The 17,367-nt window shown below is 57.4% G+C and carries 15 protein-coding genes and 1 pseudogene; 10 read left to right on the top strand and 6 right to left on the bottom strand.

All coding sequences use genetic code 11. The annotated features are described in order from the left end of the window. Positions 1-22: 22 nt before the first annotated feature. From IVB22_RS14585 to IVB22_RS14565, 5 genes are all read right to left on the bottom strand, one after another. Positions 23-1,141, bottom strand: a complete 1,119-nt coding sequence (locus IVB22_RS14585; protein WP_247518030.1) for an ABC transporter ATP-binding protein — start codon at positions 1,139-1,141, stop codon at positions 23-25. 23 nt (positions 1,142-1,164) lie between these two features. Continuing rightward, positions 1,165-1,977 (bottom strand): carbohydrate ABC transporter permease, encoded by an 813-nt coding sequence (locus tag IVB22_RS14580; protein WP_247518029.1) that lies wholly within the window; start codon positions 1,975-1,977, stop codon positions 1,165-1,167. Next, complete coding sequence (locus tag IVB22_RS14575; protein ID WP_247518028.1) at positions 1,974-2,828, bottom strand: carbohydrate ABC transporter permease; 855 nt, start codon at positions 2,826-2,828, stop codon at positions 1,974-1,976. The genes IVB22_RS14580 and IVB22_RS14575 overlap by 4 nt, the downstream gene beginning before the upstream one ends. A gap of 47 nt (positions 2,829-2,875) precedes the next feature. Further along, the gene (locus tag IVB22_RS14570) at positions 2,876-4,174 is read right to left on the bottom strand and encodes an extracellular solute-binding protein (RefSeq protein WP_247518027.1); all 1,299 of its coding nucleotides are present in this window, start codon (positions 4,172-4,174) and stop codon (positions 2,876-2,878) included. A gap of 543 nt (positions 4,175-4,717) precedes the next feature. Further along, the gene (locus tag IVB22_RS14565) at positions 4,718-4,909 is read right to left on the bottom strand and encodes a hypothetical protein (protein WP_247518026.1); all 192 of its coding nucleotides are present in this window, start codon (positions 4,907-4,909) and stop codon (positions 4,718-4,720) included. A 169-nt stretch (positions 4,910-5,078) separates the two neighbouring features. Here IVB22_RS14565 and IVB22_RS41380 point away from each other — a divergent pair, with 169 nt between their 5' ends. Beyond that, a complete protein-coding gene (locus tag IVB22_RS41380) occupies positions 5,079-5,210 on the top strand; it encodes a hypothetical protein (RefSeq protein WP_256467417.1) in 132 nt (43 codons plus the stop codon). Here IVB22_RS41380 and IVB22_RS14560 read toward each other — a convergent pair. Continuing rightward, positions 5,207-6,421 (bottom strand): CaiB/BaiF CoA-transferase family protein, encoded by a 1,215-nt coding sequence (locus IVB22_RS14560; protein ID WP_247518025.1) that lies wholly within the window; start codon positions 6,419-6,421, stop codon positions 5,207-5,209. The genes IVB22_RS41380 and IVB22_RS14560 overlap by 4 nt on opposite strands. Positions 6,422-6,716: 295 nt before the next feature. Here IVB22_RS14560 and IVB22_RS14555 point away from each other — a divergent pair, with 295 nt between their 5' ends. From IVB22_RS14555 to IVB22_RS14515, 9 genes and pseudogenes are all read left to right on the top strand, one after another. Beyond that, on the top strand, positions 6,717-7,793 hold the full coding sequence (locus IVB22_RS14555) for a LacI family DNA-binding transcriptional regulator (protein ID WP_247518024.1): 1,077 nt from the start codon (positions 6,717-6,719) through the stop codon (positions 7,791-7,793). Positions 7,794-7,886: 93 nt separating this feature from the next. Next, entirely contained in the window at positions 7,887-8,669 is a 783-nt protein-coding gene (locus IVB22_RS14550; protein ID WP_247518023.1) for an enoyl-CoA hydratase-related protein, read from the top strand. A 1,076-nt stretch (positions 8,670-9,745) separates the two neighbouring features. Further along, a complete protein-coding gene (locus IVB22_RS14545; protein ID WP_247518022.1) occupies positions 9,746-11,518 on the top strand; it encodes a hypothetical protein in 1,773 nt (590 codons plus the stop codon). Then, the gene (locus IVB22_RS14540) at positions 11,511-12,206 is read left to right on the top strand and encodes an HAD family hydrolase (RefSeq protein WP_247518021.1); all 696 of its coding nucleotides are present in this window, start codon (positions 11,511-11,513) and stop codon (positions 12,204-12,206) included. The genes IVB22_RS14545 and IVB22_RS14540 overlap by 8 nt, the downstream gene beginning before the upstream one ends. Before the next feature lie 430 nt (positions 12,207-12,636). Next, positions 12,637-12,808, top strand: a pseudogene (locus IVB22_RS14535) (aminodeoxychorismate/anthranilate synthase component II); the annotation flags it as partial. Positions 12,809-13,238: 430 nt separating this feature from the next. Then, positions 13,239-14,627: a hypothetical protein gene (locus tag IVB22_RS14530; protein ID WP_247518020.1), complete on the top strand. Its 1,389-nt coding sequence runs from the start codon at positions 13,239-13,241 to the stop codon at positions 14,625-14,627. Between the two features lie 33 nt (positions 14,628-14,660). Continuing rightward, on the top strand, positions 14,661-16,091 hold the full coding sequence (gene mauJ / locus IVB22_RS14525) for a methylamine utilization protein MauJ (protein WP_247518019.1): 1,431 nt from the start codon (positions 14,661-14,663) through the stop codon (positions 16,089-16,091). Positions 16,092-16,238: 147 nt separating this feature from the next. Beyond that, a complete protein-coding gene (locus IVB22_RS14520; RefSeq protein WP_247518018.1) occupies positions 16,239-16,883 on the top strand; it encodes a hypothetical protein in 645 nt (214 codons plus the stop codon). Further along, positions 16,880-17,227 carry a hypothetical protein gene (locus IVB22_RS14515; RefSeq protein ID WP_247518017.1) on the top strand — a complete coding sequence of 116 codons (348 nt, stop codon included), beginning with the start codon at positions 16,880-16,882 and terminating at the stop codon, positions 17,225-17,227. Before IVB22_RS14520 ends, IVB22_RS14515 begins: the two co-directional genes overlap by 4 nt. Positions 17,228-17,367: the final 140 nt, after the last annotated feature.

Here is a 17,367-nt window from a genome sequence, read left to right as displayed (position 1 = left end):
GTTCTTGCCCTTCCGCTATTAGCTATCTCAATGTGCATGGTGCGCACGTTATCGCCTTTCCGTTTTCATGATCGAAGAACTGCAGCGCCTTGCCATCCACCCACATCTGCACCCTGGCATGAGGGCTTACCCCGGTCTCCGGCGAAATGCGCGACGCCATGATCGTGCTGTCCGCAACGTTGAGAGCGATCACCAGTTCCGAGCCGAGTTGCTCGGTGACGGTGACGACCCCGCTGAAGGATGAACCCGTATTGCCGGAAGGCATGCCTAGACGGATCTGCTCGGGCCGGATACCCAGAGTCACCGTTTTGGCGCTATGCTTGCGTAGGACTGCCGCCTGTTCATCCGGCAGCTCGACTTTGAAATCCTTCGCCTGCGCCGACACGACGCCGTGTTCTTCGACAAGCTCGACTTCCATAAAATTCATGGCAGGCGCCCCGATGAAGCTCGCGACGAACCGGTTGGCCGGCCGATTGTAGACCTCCAGCGGCGTGCCGATCTGCTGAATCCAACCGTCCTTCATGACTACGACCCGGTCACCAAGCGTCATCGCCTCGACCTGATCATGGGTGACATAGACGGAAGTGGTAGGCACGCGCTCGCGCAGCGCCTTGATCTCGATCCGCATCTGCGCACGCAGCTTGGCATCCAGGTTCGAGAGCGGCTCGTCGAATAGGAAGACTTGTGGCCGCCTTACGATACACCGTCCGAGAGCCACACGCTGCTGCTGCCCGCCGGAAAGTTGAAACGGCTTGCGAGCGAGGAGAGGCTCCAGACCAAGCATTTGCGTTGCGCGGGTGACCTCGCTCCTGATTTCCATCTCAGGGACTTTCCTGTTTCGCAACCCGAATGCCAAGTTGTCGAACACCGTCATGTGCTGATAAAGCGCATAGTTCTGAAACACCATCGCGATGTCCCGATCTTTTGGCGGCACGTCATTGACGACTTTGTTGCCGATTCGGAGAGTCCCCGCGCTGATGCTCTCAAGACCCGCAATCATGCGAAGCGTCGTCGACTTGCCACATCCGGATGGACCGACGAGCACCACGAATTCACCATCTGCGATATTGAGGTTGACCTCGTGAACAACCTGAAAGGTGCCGTACTTCTTTACGACATCATGTAGAACGATCTGTGCCATAACCTTCCTCTGAGTCGCGCCGGCTACATGCGTAGCCCGCGAATGACGTATTTCTGACCGAAGATGGTCACCAGCAGCGCCGGCAGCATCGCAAGCACGGCCGTCGCGCTCATCAAATTCCATTCCGTTCCGGTCTCGGTGACGAATTGCGCCATAGTTGACGTAATTAGGGGCGTGCGTTTGCCAGAGAGGATCAGGGCGAACAAAAACTCATTCCACGTCGAGAGCCAGCAAAGGATCGCCAGCGCGGCTATCCCAGGCATAGCGGCGGGAAGCGCGACTCGACAGAACGCACCCCATCGCGTGCAGCCGTCGATCAGGGCCGCATACTCCATCGACGGGTTGACGCCGTCGAAAAAGCCCTTCATCAGCCATGAGAAGAAGCAGACGTGCACCGCGATGTGCGGCAGTAACAGACCGAGATAGCTGTCGTAAATCCCAAGGCGGGTATTGACCAGATAAAGCGGCAGCACCCAGGAAATGTAGGGAACGGTACGGAAGACGTAGATGGTCGCAAACCAGCTGCGCTGGATCCAGCCGCCGAAGCGCGACAGCATATAACCGCTTCCGACCGTGATGCCGAGCGAGAGGATGGTCGCCAATGTTGAAAGCACGAAGCTGTTCCACATCGCTTCCAGCACCTGGGACTGATGCAGCACCTCGACGAAGTTGTTGAGCGTGAAATTGGTGCCGCGCCAGATGTAGAATGCGCCAGACGCGGGACGGACCGACGTCACGCCCAAGATCATAATGGGACCGACGAACAGAACGAATATAGCAACGATGCTGATCGCAAAGATAGCACGCCGCAGACCATCAAGAGCGAGCGCAATCATCGCGATACTTCCACGCTTCGGTTGACGAGCTTATAGAGGACGCCGCCAACAAATAGCATGATGATCGCGCCGACCCCGGCGGCGGCCGCGCCACGTCCGATGTCCAGATCAACGAAAGCCAGAACATAGGTGTAGACGCTGAATACTTCCGTTGATCGAGCAGGCCCGCCGCCGGTCAGGATCCAGACCTGGTCGAAAGTGCGAAACGCGTCAATTGCGCGGATCAGGACACAAACGATGATCACCGGACGCAGCATTGGCATCGTGATGCGCCTGAAGATACACCATGGCGTTGCGGCATCGATCCGCGCGGCCTCGAACGGTTCGGGCGGCAGGCCCTGCAATGCGGCTAGCAGGATGATGGTGAACCACGGTGTCCAGATCCAGATGTCAGTCATGATGACGAGCGCAAAGCTCGGCCAGCGGTCGGATAGCCAGCCGATATCGGCAAGACCGAGATACGAGAGGAAGTTAGTAATTACGCCGAACTGATCATTGAAAGACCACCTTATCATAGTCGCGGTGATAACAGGCGCGATCGTCAGCGGCAGCAAGATGATGGTCCGCACAACTGCCCTGCCAAAGAACGGACGGTTGAGCAATGATGCCAGAGCGAGGCCGAATGCAAGCGACAGGCCAACCGATGCGGTCATCAGGAGAAACGTATTGGGCAGAACGATCTTCAAGAAGACAGGGTCGGTGAAGACGGCGACGTACTGCTTCAGTCCGACCCAGGTCCTTTGCGGGTTGACAAGCGACCAGTCGCGGAAGCTCGCATTCATTCCGATCAAGATCGGAATGATCTCGAAGCAAGCGAGAACGATCGCAGCCGGCGCAATGAGAAAGAGCATGAAGCGCTCTTTCTCATCGAGTCCTAATTTCGTGGAACGAACAATCATCAGTCGTTAGCCACAGCGCCGGCACGAATGGCATCGGAACTAGCCTTAAGGGTAGCAGCAATGTCCTCACGCTTGCCCTTCATTGCGCGGATCAGCGTGTCCGAATAGACCTTGTGCACGGTCGCCCAGTTGCGGAAATAGTAGGCAGCATGGACATGATCAGGCTTGAAAAGGATCATGCGGAGCCTGCGCCAGGTCAGGTCGTTCTTTTCGAGCGTGGGCCAGACGTCGGTGTTTGGCGGCGGGGCCCCGGTCTGCTTCCACTGCTCGATCTGACCGTCGGAATCGCCAAGCATCGCGCCAAGCAGCTTTTTGGCCGCAGTCTTGCGATCACTTGGAAGGGTTTTTGGGATTGACCAGCCCCAGACGTCGATCCAGGTGCGGACGCCGTCGCTCATCGGGCCGACCGGAAACGGCGCAATGCCGACCTTTCCTGCGACCGATGACCTCTCGGGGTTATTGAAGGTGCCGAGGAACGTGGTGTCGGCCACCGTAAATGCGGCATCACCAGCCTGGAAGATCGCATTCGCCTCATCGCGCGAATAGGTCGTCATGCCAAGCGGGCTTATTTTCTTGCCATTGAGAGCATCCCACCAAAACTCCGCAGTCTGCACCTGGCACGGAGAGTAAATCATCGGCTTCCAACCGTCGGCTGCAAGCTTCTTGTTGTCGCGCTCATACGCGGGTGCATAGATGTCGCAATTGTTGTTCCAGAGCGTCCACCAAAAGCTGAAGAAGGTGTTGGTGTAACTCATGCCGCCGACATAACCCCACTTCACCTTCTTTTCGGACTGCAGGGTCTGACTGATCTTGACGAGATCGTCCCATGTCTTGGGCAGTTCCGCCTCGGGAATGAGGTCGGTGCGATAGAACAGAATGCCGGCCGTGGTCGTCATCGACACCGCCGTCGTCTTTCCGTCGGCAGTATGGAATGGCTCAAGCTGCCCCACCTCGACCTTGCGGGCATTCGGAACGTCATCAAGCCGTTCAAGATAGTGGGCGAGATCCTGTCCCCAGTCATCATTGTTCCAGATGATGTCGCATTGGTCGTTCGTCCCGGAGGTCAGCATCTGGGTGATCTTCGGCAAATAGACGGTGTAGGACGTTACCGTCTTAGTCAGCTTGACGCCTTGCTTGATTGCCCATTTCTGCAGGATCGCGACGTTTGCGACTTGCACCGGATGATTGATGTAACAGATGCTCAGCGCTGTTTCCGCTTGCGCCGCCGTCGAAGAGCAAACGGCACCGAAGGCGCCACCGATAAGAAGCGCGCGCGCGAGCTTATTTTCCATTCCCATGGTTTCCTCCTCTTAGAAAAAGCGTGCTTCTGGAGAAGCTTGTTCTTGTTCAGTTGAGAGACTCAGAGCCGACGGCGCCCTTGCCGTAGAACTGACGTCGATGAGCGGCGAAAGTATTGGCGAACAGAGCGCAACGCGTTAGGACGCCTTTCCGAATTTCTTGTACTTTCTTGCGTTACATCGGCATCTGGATAGTGCGATCCATTCGCTGCGACGCACAAATTGCTTTGCGGTGACAAGTGCGCGCGCTTCTGCGAGCGCCCTGCGCGCGATCGCCGAAAAGTCCAAATATTCGCACTGTGTGCTAACGCTGGCAGCGCGTCCTTCCACCATTTGGAAGAGTATGCCCACACGTCCGCGGCAGCAAAGCCTGCTTCAAGGGGTTAGCGGATGTCCGGCAGCTTGAAAGATCAAATCCAACATCATGGCCAAGCGACCTGACATGACTGCGATCGGCGATACCGACCAACGTCGCAAAGACCGTGACAGAATATGATGTATATGCATTCGCCCGGCATCGTGGCGATTTGTATGGCGTCCACCTCAACGAGGAATATGCCAAGTACCACGCGTTTCAAAAAAGCGGATCGTGCAGGAAACACTGTCGGTCGGCTTTCTGTCCGCCGTTATGGAACACATGTCAGCAAAGGCACGCCCCTGCTCATCATCAATCGCCCCGACAAGCTGAACGCGTTCACGCCGGCGCTGATGCGCGAGCTGGACGATGCCCGGCATGATATTGACGGTAATCTCCGGAAAGCCGAACCGCGCCGTCTCGGAGGCGACGATGAAGTCCTAACTTTAAGCAAGGCCGAGCAGACGATTGCGGTGCCCACCGTATCGGTCTGCGTATTGGGATCGCCAGATCCTGGAGGTCCCAGAACGCCACCATGCCAGCCGGCACATGCGACAGCTACCAGCCGGCGCCCACGATCAACTGCTGCATCCAGCGCGTTTCCTGCTGACGATGGACGAGCGCGACGTCGGCATAGAGGAGACCCAAGGGCTGCGCGCCCTCAAACGCTGCCTTCGCTAAAGCCCTTTTGAGTAAAGAGATGTCAGAGAGCCGACGGCGCCTCTGTCGTAGAGATCCTTCAATTGCCGAGCGTCGTAGCCGAGCTCCTTTAGGATTTCTTCTGTCTGCGCCCCGAGCTTCTGCGGCGGCAAACGTACTTCCGGCACCTCGCCGTCGTAACACACGGGATGGCTGACGAGGGTAATCGGCGCCCCTGTCGCCCCTTTCACGACCTGGAAGCTTTTATTGTGAACGACCTGCGGGTCGACGACGACGTCGCAATAGTCATTGATGCGGGCGTGCCAGATTCCGCCAGCCTCAAGCAGCGCAAGGCACTCCGATGTCGTGCGTTCGGCGATGTTGGCCGCAATAGCTGCCGATGCCTGGTCGCGCCGCCGATAAGCTTCCGTGTCGGGAACGCGCTGATCGGCGGGAAGCGAAAGCACATCCGCCAGCACGTCGAGCGATCCGAGCGAAATCGCGATGTGTCCGTCACGGGTGGCATAGATGCCGTAAGGTGCGTCATAATACCATCCTGCGATCGGCCCCGGCTGGCGGACATCGTCCGGTCTCTGCCCGTTGAGATAGCACGTGAAGGACTCCATCTGCAGGTCGAGGGCTGCTGACAGCAGGCTGACATCGACCCGACACCCCTGCCCAGTGCGCGCTTTCCTCACCAATGCGGCCAGGATGCCAGCCGCAAAGAGAACGGCGCCGTGATGATCAACTGCCGAAACACCCACAGCGCGCGGGCCGTGTTCGCGGCTTCCGGTGATGGTAGCAAGGCCCGCCAACGCTTGAACCAAGAGGTCCTGGCCAGGTCGATTGACGTACGGCCCGTCCGCGCCATATCCGGACGCAGCGGCATAGATGATATCGGGCTTGATGTTCCTGGCGTCCTCATAGCCAAGCCCAAGCTTGTTGAGCACGCCAGGCCGGAAATTCTCGGTGATGACGTCCGATGTTGCGATCAGCTTTTTCGCAACGGCAACCGCGTCCGGCTTCTTGAGATCGAGCGTCAGACTACGCTTGTTGCGATTGCCGGTCAGAAGCAGCATGGATTGGCCATCTACCTGCTTGTCCGCCCCGCCCCATTTCCGCTGGAAGGCGCCGTCCGGCGGCTCCACAGCGATCACGTCCGCGCCGAGATCGGCGAGAAATTGCACGCCCATCGGGCCCATCAGGAAGTGGTTGAAGCTGAGGACCCGAACGCCCTTGAGAAGATCGACCATACGTTCTTGCTTGGCTCTCTCTGACGATCTCGCGGAGATGTCGCTGAACTCCCGCCTCTCTGAAATCGTTTTCATGATTTCTAGTCACCCCGACCAGCGGAGTCAAGGGCGTTAAGCGCCGCACGGTCGGAGCATGGCCGCCGGCGCGCTCTGCTTGCTGTGGCTTGGGCGCGCGCATACTGTTCAATGAAAAAGCACCGATCTCGTGCACACTGCGCTTGAGATAGCAACGCTTCAGGTGGTTTAACTCGAACGGATGTTAACAGCCCGTTATGGGACAATCCGAGCAGATCAGATGGACAAGAAATCGATCGCTGATCCCAAAGGCCGGTCGCAGCCAAGGGTGAAGATCGAGGACGTCGCGAGAAAGGCGAACGTGTCGCCGGCGACGGTGTCGCGGGTTCTAAATCATCCAGAAATTGTCAGGCCCGAACTGCGCGATAAAGTGATGCGATACATCACCGATCTATCCTATACGCCGGACAGCGCGGCCCGGGCGCTGAAATCGGGACGCATGCGGACGATCGGCGCGATTGTTCCGACGCTAGGCCTTGGCATCTTTGCCGAAGGCGTGGAGGCCCTGCAGAACCGACTAAGCGAAAGCGGCTACACGTTATTCATCGCCAATTCGCAGTATGATCAACGCCGCGAGTTGCAGGAGATGCAGAGCCTCATCGAGCGCGGCATAGACGGCATTGTGCTAGTGGGAGGCTCGCACGGTCGGGAGTTACGAGCTCTGGTAGAGCAAACTGGCGTGCCCGTCATTACGACTTATGTCTCGAAGGCGGGCGGCGGCATTCCTGCCATTGGCATCGACAACGAACGCGCCACTCGCGAGATGACCGAATTTCTTCTCGGCCTGGGACACGTTCGTTTCGGTGCAATTGCCAACATTCGGCCGTCAAATGACCGTTCGCGCGCGCGACTCGATGGCATCCAGCGCGCTCTCGCTGAAGTCGATATCCGACTCCAGCCGACTCAAGTCATCAAGGCCGACCACTCGCTCGCGCAAGGACGAAGCGCGCTTCGCCAACTGCTCACTGACCATCCCGACACGACCGCCGTGATCTGCACCACCGACACGCTGGCCATCGGCGCCATTACGGAAGCCCGCAAGATGGGTTTGAGCGTGCCGCGGGCGCTTTCGATTACCGGTTTCGACGACGTGGAACTGTCGGCACAGATGGATCCGCCGCTTACGACGATCAGTATTCCCGCCGCTGAAATAGGCCGCGGCGCAGCCGACTATCTCATCAATGCGATCGCGGGAAGGCCCGTCCCCAAGAGCGTCCTGTTGCCCTATCGCCTGGTGATGCGGTCGTCCACCGCGTCACCACGGACCGCCGACCGCCTGCCAAGGCGGCCGCGATGAAGGGCCGCAGCCCCGGCTGGCATGCAGGACGGCTGTTCGCGAATGCTATTTCAGTGTAAATGGCGCTTATCCGTAATTTGCAAAGGTGCTGCGTTGAACGCCAAGCCTGACCTCATTCTTTGGACGTCTCCCTTGCCGCATGTGGTGCTCTTGACATTGAATAGGGCATCCAAACGAAACGCGCTGAGCAATGATCTGATCGCGGAACTCGCGGCCGCCCTTTGCAAGGCCACGCTGGATGATGACGTCCGCTGCGTCGTTCTTCGTGGCAGCGATGCGTTCTTTTCCGCCGGTGCCGATATCAAGGAAATGCGGCAACGAGGGTTCGAAGCCGTCGACAATTCCGCGCGACGTTCTGCCTGGCGGGATATCGCTAATTTCCCCAAGCCACTTATTGCCGCGGTTGAGGGGATTTGCTTTGGCGGTGGTCACGAGCTCGCGCTGCTGGCCGACATCGTGATCGCCGGTGAAGGCGCCGCCTTCGGGCAGCCGGAGATCAATATCGGGATATTGCCGGGAGACGGAGCAACCCAGCGATTGACCCGCGTGGCCGGCAAATCACTCGCGATGCTCATGATCCTGACCGGACAATCCATCTCTGCGCGCGCAGCCCATCAAGCTGGGCTTGTTGCCGAGGTCACGGCAGACGGCAAGGCGCAGAGCCGCGCTCTCGAAGTTGCCGAAATTATTGCGCACAAGCCGCCGCGTTCCATAGAACTGGCTAAAGCGGCTGTACTCGCCGCCTACCAAACCACGCTTGATGCCGGTCTAGAATTTGAACGACAAGCCATCAGGCACGCATTCACGACGTCCGACCAGCAAGAGGGAATGAACGCCTTTTTTGAGAAGAGGTCGCCTAGCTATCGGGGAAATTAGAATCGGTCAACTGGAGGGACGACAGAAGATCATCAGAGCCCTGCGCCGGCAAAGCTCAATCTATCGCGACCGGATTACCTGGCTTGCCACAGCGGGAAAAACATTCGATTTCCGCAGCCGAAAACGTGCTCCGGAGGATTTCCATCAACTCGTCGACCATCGGCGGAGTGTCGTTGTACTCCTCGAGCCGGCGAATGACCGCGGAGGATATCCCCACTTCGCCCGGCCAGCTGCTTGACCGACCATTTCAGAATGCCGCCGGGCGCCCGCAGTTGCGTCCCAGTGAGCCTCGATGAGCCATTGTGGCGGCCAGAAAGTTTGTCGTGGTGCACATCCATCCAAAGCTAAGCAATTCCCGAACGCTACCGCCCCGATTCCTGAGCGGCACGGCCGTGCACCGGTACCAGCGGAAAGCGCCGTCTGGCTGTCGCAGCCAATATTCGAGGCTGTTAGCCTGCCCCTTCTCGACTGAGACCGCACACTCTATGAGAGCTACATCGCGGTCCTGTTCATTGGAGCAGATCCATCCACTCTCTGACAATAGACTGATGTTCTTCGGGTAGGAACGCGGGTTTCACAGACAGACGGTTATGAACGTGGTGCCAGCGGGTCGGCTTGCGACATCGGCGGGATCGATGGCGAGCGCCTCAACGGCATCGATCATCTGCACCTGGCCTGCCCTCTCCTTTCGATCCCACCGTCTCGAAACCGGAGCGCACGTTGCGCCTACTGGGGAGAGTAGGCCGATCCTGCAGCCGTCATCGACCAAGCCACCGGGCTTTCGCGACGGTCAGGTGCATGTTCTTCTTGCGGTTGGTCGCGCTATCCGCACTTACGCGCACCGCATATGGTGCACCGGGAGCCAATGATCTTGTAACAATTACCGGCGACACTGCATGCGGGCGATCTGGATGACTCTAGCGCCGCGCCGACTGCGGACGTTCAATTCGCGACGCCTATTTGCGTAAAACGCGTCGCGCCTCAGCCAACATGTCGTAGATCCAACAGCTCGGATCGCGGCCGTTTGATCAAAACTCCCGTATTTCCGGAGCCGTCGCGATCTGCCGGCGTGAGCCGTGCCACCTAAGACGCTGGCACGCTCCTTGCTGAAAGGGGAGCAGAACGACGTGCTTCGCACCGCGCCGGCGGAATACATCGCCTTAGTGTCGGATTCGGGCGCGGAGTCTTGGTTGAACACGACACACGCAGTTTGTCGAATGACGACGATAACAATCGTCATCTTTTCTTTGAAGGATAATAGCATGTCCGGCGTTGCTGGTGTTTTTCTGTTGCCTTCAAGTCATTCACAGGAGACCGTTTATGATCGGCTCCAGCACATGCTTCCGAAACTTGCACTTCGTGGACAGGCGGGGTTCGGTCTTGCCGTCTTCATGCATGAAAAACGTGTTCAGTATACAAAGTCGTCTCAGCCGGCACGCGAATTAACAACAAATGACTATAATGAACAGTATGCGAATTTCAGGCCCCGCGTAGCGATTGCACACATTCGTAGTCCGTCTAACAGGGAGCGCGACGAGAGCGACGTTCAGCCTGTTCACAACCATAAAGACGGTTTCCGCCATTTGACGATTTCCCTAGACGGGGCCTTGGTCAACGCTGATGAACTTAGAGAGGAATTGCTCGTCCAAGGGCACAGCTTTGACGGCAAAACTGATGCCGAACTCTTGCTCAAGCTGATTGAGCGTACCTGTCAAAGTGATTATTGGCAGCATGGTCTGCCGGTGAATCACGAAAACCTCTTTCGGGAGATAGATGACCGTGTCGATGGCGCCGTCAGCGCACTCTTGTTGGATGGTGAAGGAAATCTCATTGCTTTCCGCAACCGATATGGTTTGCGACCTTTGGAATTCATGCAAACCGACGACGGCTTTCTGCTTTTTGCTTCGGAAAACTGTGCCTTTTCCGGACTACAAGGCAAGGCAGACGAAATTTTACCAGGCCACATCAAGTATGTGAACGGAAAAACGGGAGTATGCCTTGATCGATCTGTGGGCGATGCTCGACATAAAACCAAGCTGTGCGCCTACGAGACGCTTTACCTAGGAAGCCCCAACACGTCGAAACGCCAATCTCATCTCGAAACCCGTTACAATATCGGAGTGGCTCTTGGTAAACTTATTGCGCCGAGACTGGCAGTAGAAGTGGGGTCCGCCCCTTTTATCGTTTCTTCCATGCCGCGAACCGGAGGGCCGTATGCTGATGGTCTGTTTGCATCACTCGCCGAAGACGGTGCCATCGTCCGACGTCACGAAGTCGTCGCAACACAGTTTTCTCAGCGGACGCTTGTAGGTATCATTAGCGAGCGAAGATCTCTTATTGACCAGAAATACCGTGTCGCAGAGGAGGACGTTGCTGACAGCACCATAATCATGGTCGATGAAGCCCTCATTCGCGGCGATACGAGTCGGGCTGTCACGAATATGCTCCTTTCCGCCGGGGCAAAGGCTGTGCATTGGGTAATCGGTTCACCACCTATAGTGGCGCCAAATTACTACGGCATGGGTATCGACACGATGGATGAGTTGGTGTTCTGGCAAATATGGAAAGCTCTGCCATCCGAACAGCGGAAGCAAAGCCTGCGTTTTCATAACATCGAACCGCAAATGCTCAGGATCATCGAAAGCACAATTGCCGTATCCATCGATGCTGCGACTATCACTTATCTACCCTTCCAAGTTCTCGTATCCTTGCTTCCGCAGGGGCATGATGGAATCGATTTGTCGCCGTTTACGTTCGAGATGCCAACCCCAGCGGGGCAAAAACGCGCGAACAAGAATTTGAACAAGTTAATCGCCGATCTTCCCTTCCCGGAATCAGCCGTTGCCTGAGGTCATCATGAAACCTACTCTAGTATTTGATTGGAATGGCACGCTGCTCGACGACGCCGATGCGTTGCTGAAAACGATCAATCTCATTCTAGGGCGCTTCGGTCGCCCTGATATCGATATGCAAACTTTTCGGCAACAGTGCGAGCTCCCGCTTTCTGTTCTTTACCGCAGTGTCGGAATGTCGGAAGGTGAAGCCGCAATCGTGGATAGCGATGGCAGCGCTATTTTTCACGACACCTACGAACCGCTGGCGCGCAAGGCCGATCTGCGCAAAGGCGCGCGCTGCATTTTAGAAGCGGCACGTCGACAGGCGGTCTCAACGATCGTTCTCAGCAGCTATATAGTCGATCCTCTTCGTTCCCAAATCCGCAGGCTTGGAATCGACGATTGCGTCAACGAGGTTCTAGCCTTCGAAAGCCGCGCCACTCAATTCAAAAGCATGAGCAAAGGCGAACGGCTTCGCCTGTATATGCAAGCAAATAATCTGAAGCCAGAGTCAACCTTCATCATCGGCGATATGCCGGTTGAAACGGAAATTGCACGCGACCTCGGGCTTATCAGCATATCCATTACCGGCGGATTTGTTTCCGAGTCGCGTTTGCAGGCTGCGCAGCCGGATTACATCATTCATGACCATCATGAGCTGCTGCCAATTTTGCAAAGGCACGGCTTTTTTCGGAACGCATAGGACCATGACTGAAACTCCGCTGACAACCGCCCTCCTACGGCGGCGGGACAAAGGATCGGCCTTCGGCGCAGGACGCATGGGAACTGACAATGGATCGACGTGGAAGCCTGTGAACGGGCTTTCGTTGCTGAATTGGCGCGCATGTAGATGCTGTCGTTTTGTCATCGCCTTCAAGCCGCGGGTTGAGGCAGCAGTCTGCCTCGGGCAACACGGATCGTTCGCCCGTTTGCCCGACGAAGCTTGGTCCTTGACCGCACAACATCCTATCCTGCTTCAATGCACTCCTGACCGAACAGATCCAAAAGTACGGTTTAAACGTTCTAGATGCCCCGTAACGTGAAGCCCGGAGCATGCAGAACAGGGCTTTCTAAACGCCCTTGTTGGATAGATTTCCGTGTGGCCGCCGGTGTTCTCGTTGCGTCAGAGATTTGTTGACCTCAAGCCGCTCGCAGTGGTGATTTCTCCTGGCCCCTGCACCCCAAGTGAGGCCAGGATATCTACGGCGATGTCCGCGAACCTTCAGGTGCCTCCCCATTCTTGGCATCTGCCTCGGACACCAGTGTATTGGGATCGTTTTCGGTAGACGGGTGGCGCCGGTGCGGCTTGCCGCACGCGCCCAAGCCCTCTTTTGTGACGGCTGCTTCTGACAGAACAGGGGAATCACCTGGGCCATGCGTGCTAAGACGACAGCGCAGCCGAACTCCCGGGCCCCTGCAGGTTTTCAAACGGCCTTCAAATGCCCTTCAAAGCTCCTTTAAAAGCATCCACGATCGAAAAGCCGCGCGTGGTTGACGACCGGCAGAAAACCGGCGACAAAAAGAAATCCCTCCGCATAGCCGTTCTCTAAGTTCTAAATGGAGAATTGCGCGATGCGTGAGCCAAGGCTCGAAGTCAGTCTGTGGGGATTCAGGATTAATGCGGTCGGCGCGCTGGCGGTTTGTGCGGCAGTGTTGATCTTTTTTTGCGGCTCTGGCGGCATGGCGGTTCTAGCTCGTACATGATGCAGAGCACGTAAAGCACCAAAGGTGTTGCATGCCGAAGATCGAGAGCGGGAAGCCGCTGCATTGCATCGAGCTTGTTACCGGTGAAAACCTCACGGGAACGGTGCTGGTCTCGGATGAAGAGATTCGCGCCCGGATCTATAGCTACGCGGACTTCTTTCACATCAAGGGGGAGCAGCCGGTCTTTTTGCAAACCGAGACGAATGAAATCGTCTCGCTGCATTCCAACGTCACGACGATCGCAGGAACGAGTTCGCGCAACATCGCGCCGCAACGGGAGACGCACCGGCAAGAAATTCTTTCAAACGTTGCTGTCGTTGGCCACGATCCGTGGAGAGCCGAGGACAGAGTCAAGAGGGTCTCCTTCCACGTGAAGCATACGAATGGACTGATGCGCCATGACCGTAAAGTCAAAGCGATCGGCCGCAACCGGTTCCCAACGGAAGAGCACCTCATCATCTTCAACGATACTGCCCAGGGCTTGACGGTTCGAGCTTGGTATAGCGCGACCTATGGCGGGGAGTTTGAGGGGCCGAAAGAGCTCTGGCCAACCTTCGAAATCGAATTCGAAGAGCCGCCAAGCCTACGGGACTACATCGAGCACGTCTCGGATTACGTGAATTTCCTGTCGTTTTGCTTCGGTGTGCAGCTTAAGCCATCGGCAATCCGGATCGACCGCCTTTCCTTCGCGCAGATGATGGAAGCCGCCGAACAGCACGAATATCCCGGCGAGCATGAAGTGCACTATATCTGGCCCGAGGCTGAGGTCGACAATCGCGATCTCTGGGTCGGCGGCTCGCCGGTACGATGCTGGGACGACAAGGAGCTGGCCTCTTTCCGGGAATGCCTTGTTGCCTGGATGAACCGGGCGGCGGCATGGCGGCGACCCAACGCACTCATGATGGCAAGCTTCGGCTTGAAGAATGTGGTCTCTTCGGAACGGCTGCTCAACGCTTGCCGCTGGCTTGAGGACATCCCTATCGCGAAAGCGCAACCCATGCTCTCCGGTTCCGATATCGATGCAATCTTGGCCGTGGCGGCGGCGAAAGCGCAAGAGCTCGGCCATGACGTTGCCATTGGCGAGCGGATTGCGGGCGCTATCCGCTGGATCAGGGCGGAAACTGCCGAGCAGCAGTTCAAGCGGCTCGTTGGCATGGTCGAAGCACGCTTCGGCAAAGGCGTTCTGCCCGACGAGGCAGTCTACCACCTCAAGCGCGCGATCAGCTTTCGCGGCAAGAGCGCCCATGGCCACTTCAATCCGGAGAGCGACGCCCAATTCCGCGCCTTCTCGAAATCGACGCGGGCGATGGAGGCGCTTTGCTACCTTCTGACCGCTCTCGAGCTACCTATCCCTGAAGAAGGAATACCGCGAGCTGGGTCCAATCCCGTGCTCCGGGATTATCGGCTTGCCTGCGACTAGAAGCAGGCGGGACCCCGCGGAGAGAGAAACGCGATGTATGCAAAGAACCTTGCTCGTATCCTCGGCTTACTGAACCAGAATAGCGACGTATCATATAGCTCGCCGCAGGAAATGGATCAGCGATTTGAGTCAATCCGTCGATACGGCCGACTTCCTCGCGGAAGGGAGCGGCGCGAGGAGAAGCTATCCGGCCATCAGATAGCAGCTGCCATCTTCGGGCTCGTGACGACGCATCCCGGCTGGGCCGGGCATGTGGCGACGGTGCTTGAAGGGTTGCGCCCGGTTGGGGGCGCCGACGCGTCCTTCTTCATGGCGGAGACGATCAGCGACGTTGTCACCGTCCTTCTGGCAAACAAGATAGCCCGGGCGAGTTTCGTTCGCATGAAGCTGACCATCGCCGAAACGGGCGTGAATAGCCATGGCGGGGCCGAGGTTGTCTATATGCGCGATGGAGAAAAGCGGCGAGCCTACTTCGTACCGAAGGGATCCGTTGCGCTGCTCGCGAAGGGAAGCGAAATCGGTTTCGATCCTGACTGCGGCCGGATGAACGCGCCCGCGATGCGCGAGATGTCGTTTACCCAGGAATTCTTTCGGCGGCTGGCGCGGGAATGTGAGCTTGCCGAGCGCTTTCCGGCACCACCCGAAGGCGATGGCTCGGAGTACGATGCCGAAGAGGCCCAGCAGGAACGCTACCGGAAGCTCGGCGTACGCAATGGCTCGCGCTTTCTCCATGTCGGCGTGGATAACCAGGTCACGTGGCCGAAGGAGGAAAAGCTCATCACCTTCGATCAATACCAGCTTGTGCTTATGCCCAAGACCAAGGACCACGTGCAATCGGTTCACATCGATCTGACGGCCAACCGCGTTGACGAGTCGACCGCCATGACGGTCATCAACCGCTTTCTTAGCGTGATGGCATGGTGCGACGACAATTTCGCGATCGCGGAATATGGATGGTCGGGAAATCCTGTGCCGGTTCCGTTGTCAAAGCGCGATCTCGCCTTCACAATGGCGCATGACTACATTTTTGACCGGAAGATACCGAATTCCGAGGAGGTCCGGCGCGCGCTTGCGCTTTACCGAGAAGCGCGCAATGCACAGCAAAACGGATTCATCAGCTATGCCGTGCTGAACTATTACAAGATCATCGAGATCCGGCATCCCGGCAAAGAGGCCGCGCGGACATGGTTTCGCACTCATTTTGAGGCGTTGCAGATTGAGCCCAAGGAAGACGACGACATCAACCGCTTCCTGGCCTTATGCGGTAACGACCCGCCGCACAAATACATCCACGATTCATGCCGCATCGCGGTAGCTCATGCAGGTAAGCACTCGAAATCCGATCCCGACGACGCCCACGAGGTCGTTCGTCTGCACACGGCGGCCCGTGTCATGCACAAATTGGCGCGTCGCTTCATCGAGCAGGAGTTTGCCGTTTCGGACGTGATGTACTCCGGCGATTGAGCCAGGAGTAAGACTTGCTTTGCAGACCGCATTAGCCGGCTCTTGACGCGAAGCGCCGCCGGCACGCGCAAGGGATCGGGGTTAGGCCTTCACGACTGATCTGGATCGGCTATGTTCGGCGGTACGTTCGTTCTGCCAGCACGTGACATGAAATCGGAAAGTGAGATTAAGGCCTATTTGCAGACGCCCGCGGGCAGGCTCGCGCGACATCGCATGCGGCGGCGCAAGCAGGTCCTGCTCATAGTCGAAGGCGTGGAGCCTCGGTCGAAGAAGATGTCCGAGGCCGAGAGGGCGGCGTTCCAGTTCCAGGTTGCGGAGCAGCTTGAGGAGACGAAGCGAACGGCGCTTCGCGGCCCGATTAGCGCTGCGGATTCGGCTTGCGACCACGCACAAGACGCCACACAGGTGCATTCCATCGTCAAGAACCTGCTTGATCTTCTTGGCCGACAGGGATCGGCAGACGAGGATTGGCAGAAGAAACGCTTCTATAAGGATGACTCGCAAATTCAGGCGCTCTCGGTGTCATGCGTTCACGGTGAGACCCGGCCATCCATCACCATTGCAGCGCGCCGGCTTTCGACCATGATCGATGATATCGAGCTTGCGGCTCACGCGACCCGCGGCCTGGACGAGAAGGACTCAGATCACCCGCATCATGAGGAGCGGGATCAGGAATGCATCACGAGTTTCAGGCAACTGATCGATCGGGAAGCTGGCCTAGGCGCGTCAGAGGCGAGATCGTGGCCAACCCTGACCGAATTGTCGGAGGCAATCTCCGGGACGGAGCGATGATCCAGGCGCGCCAGAACTTTCGCGTCAGCGTGACACGCGCGAAGATCCGTACGACGATCCTCACACCAAAAGATGATATATGCGTATTGCTGACGCGTCCGGACTGCCAGCCGGTGCGGCTGACGGAGCAAGCTTTACAGGTGGATATGGCAACTCATGACGGCCGAGGGCTGTTCAACAAATTGGCTTTCCGGCTTGCAGAGAGCAACTGGGAAGGAATGAGCATTTTGGTAGTTCGGGGCACGTTACGAAGAGGCGGTCGGAAGATCCACAGAGACAGCCAAGGCCATAATCCGTGGCGCTGTGCCGTGAGGGTAACGTGGTCGTCCGTGAAGAAGGCGTAAGCCACTGATCTGGAATCTCGATTTGAACTAAGGGACGTTTCCAGATTGCAAGGTTTTGATGCTTTGGGCGTCGGAACCTTGCGATTTCGTTTTCGGGATTCCCTCGAAGCGGGAAGCATGATTCCTTGTCTGCATCGGGG

Source organism: Bradyrhizobium sp. 190, from assembly GCF_023073415.1.
Classification (GTDB): Bacteria; Pseudomonadota; Alphaproteobacteria; order Rhizobiales; family Xanthobacteraceae; genus Bradyrhizobium.
This window is presented reverse-complemented; position numbering and strand designations above follow the sequence as displayed.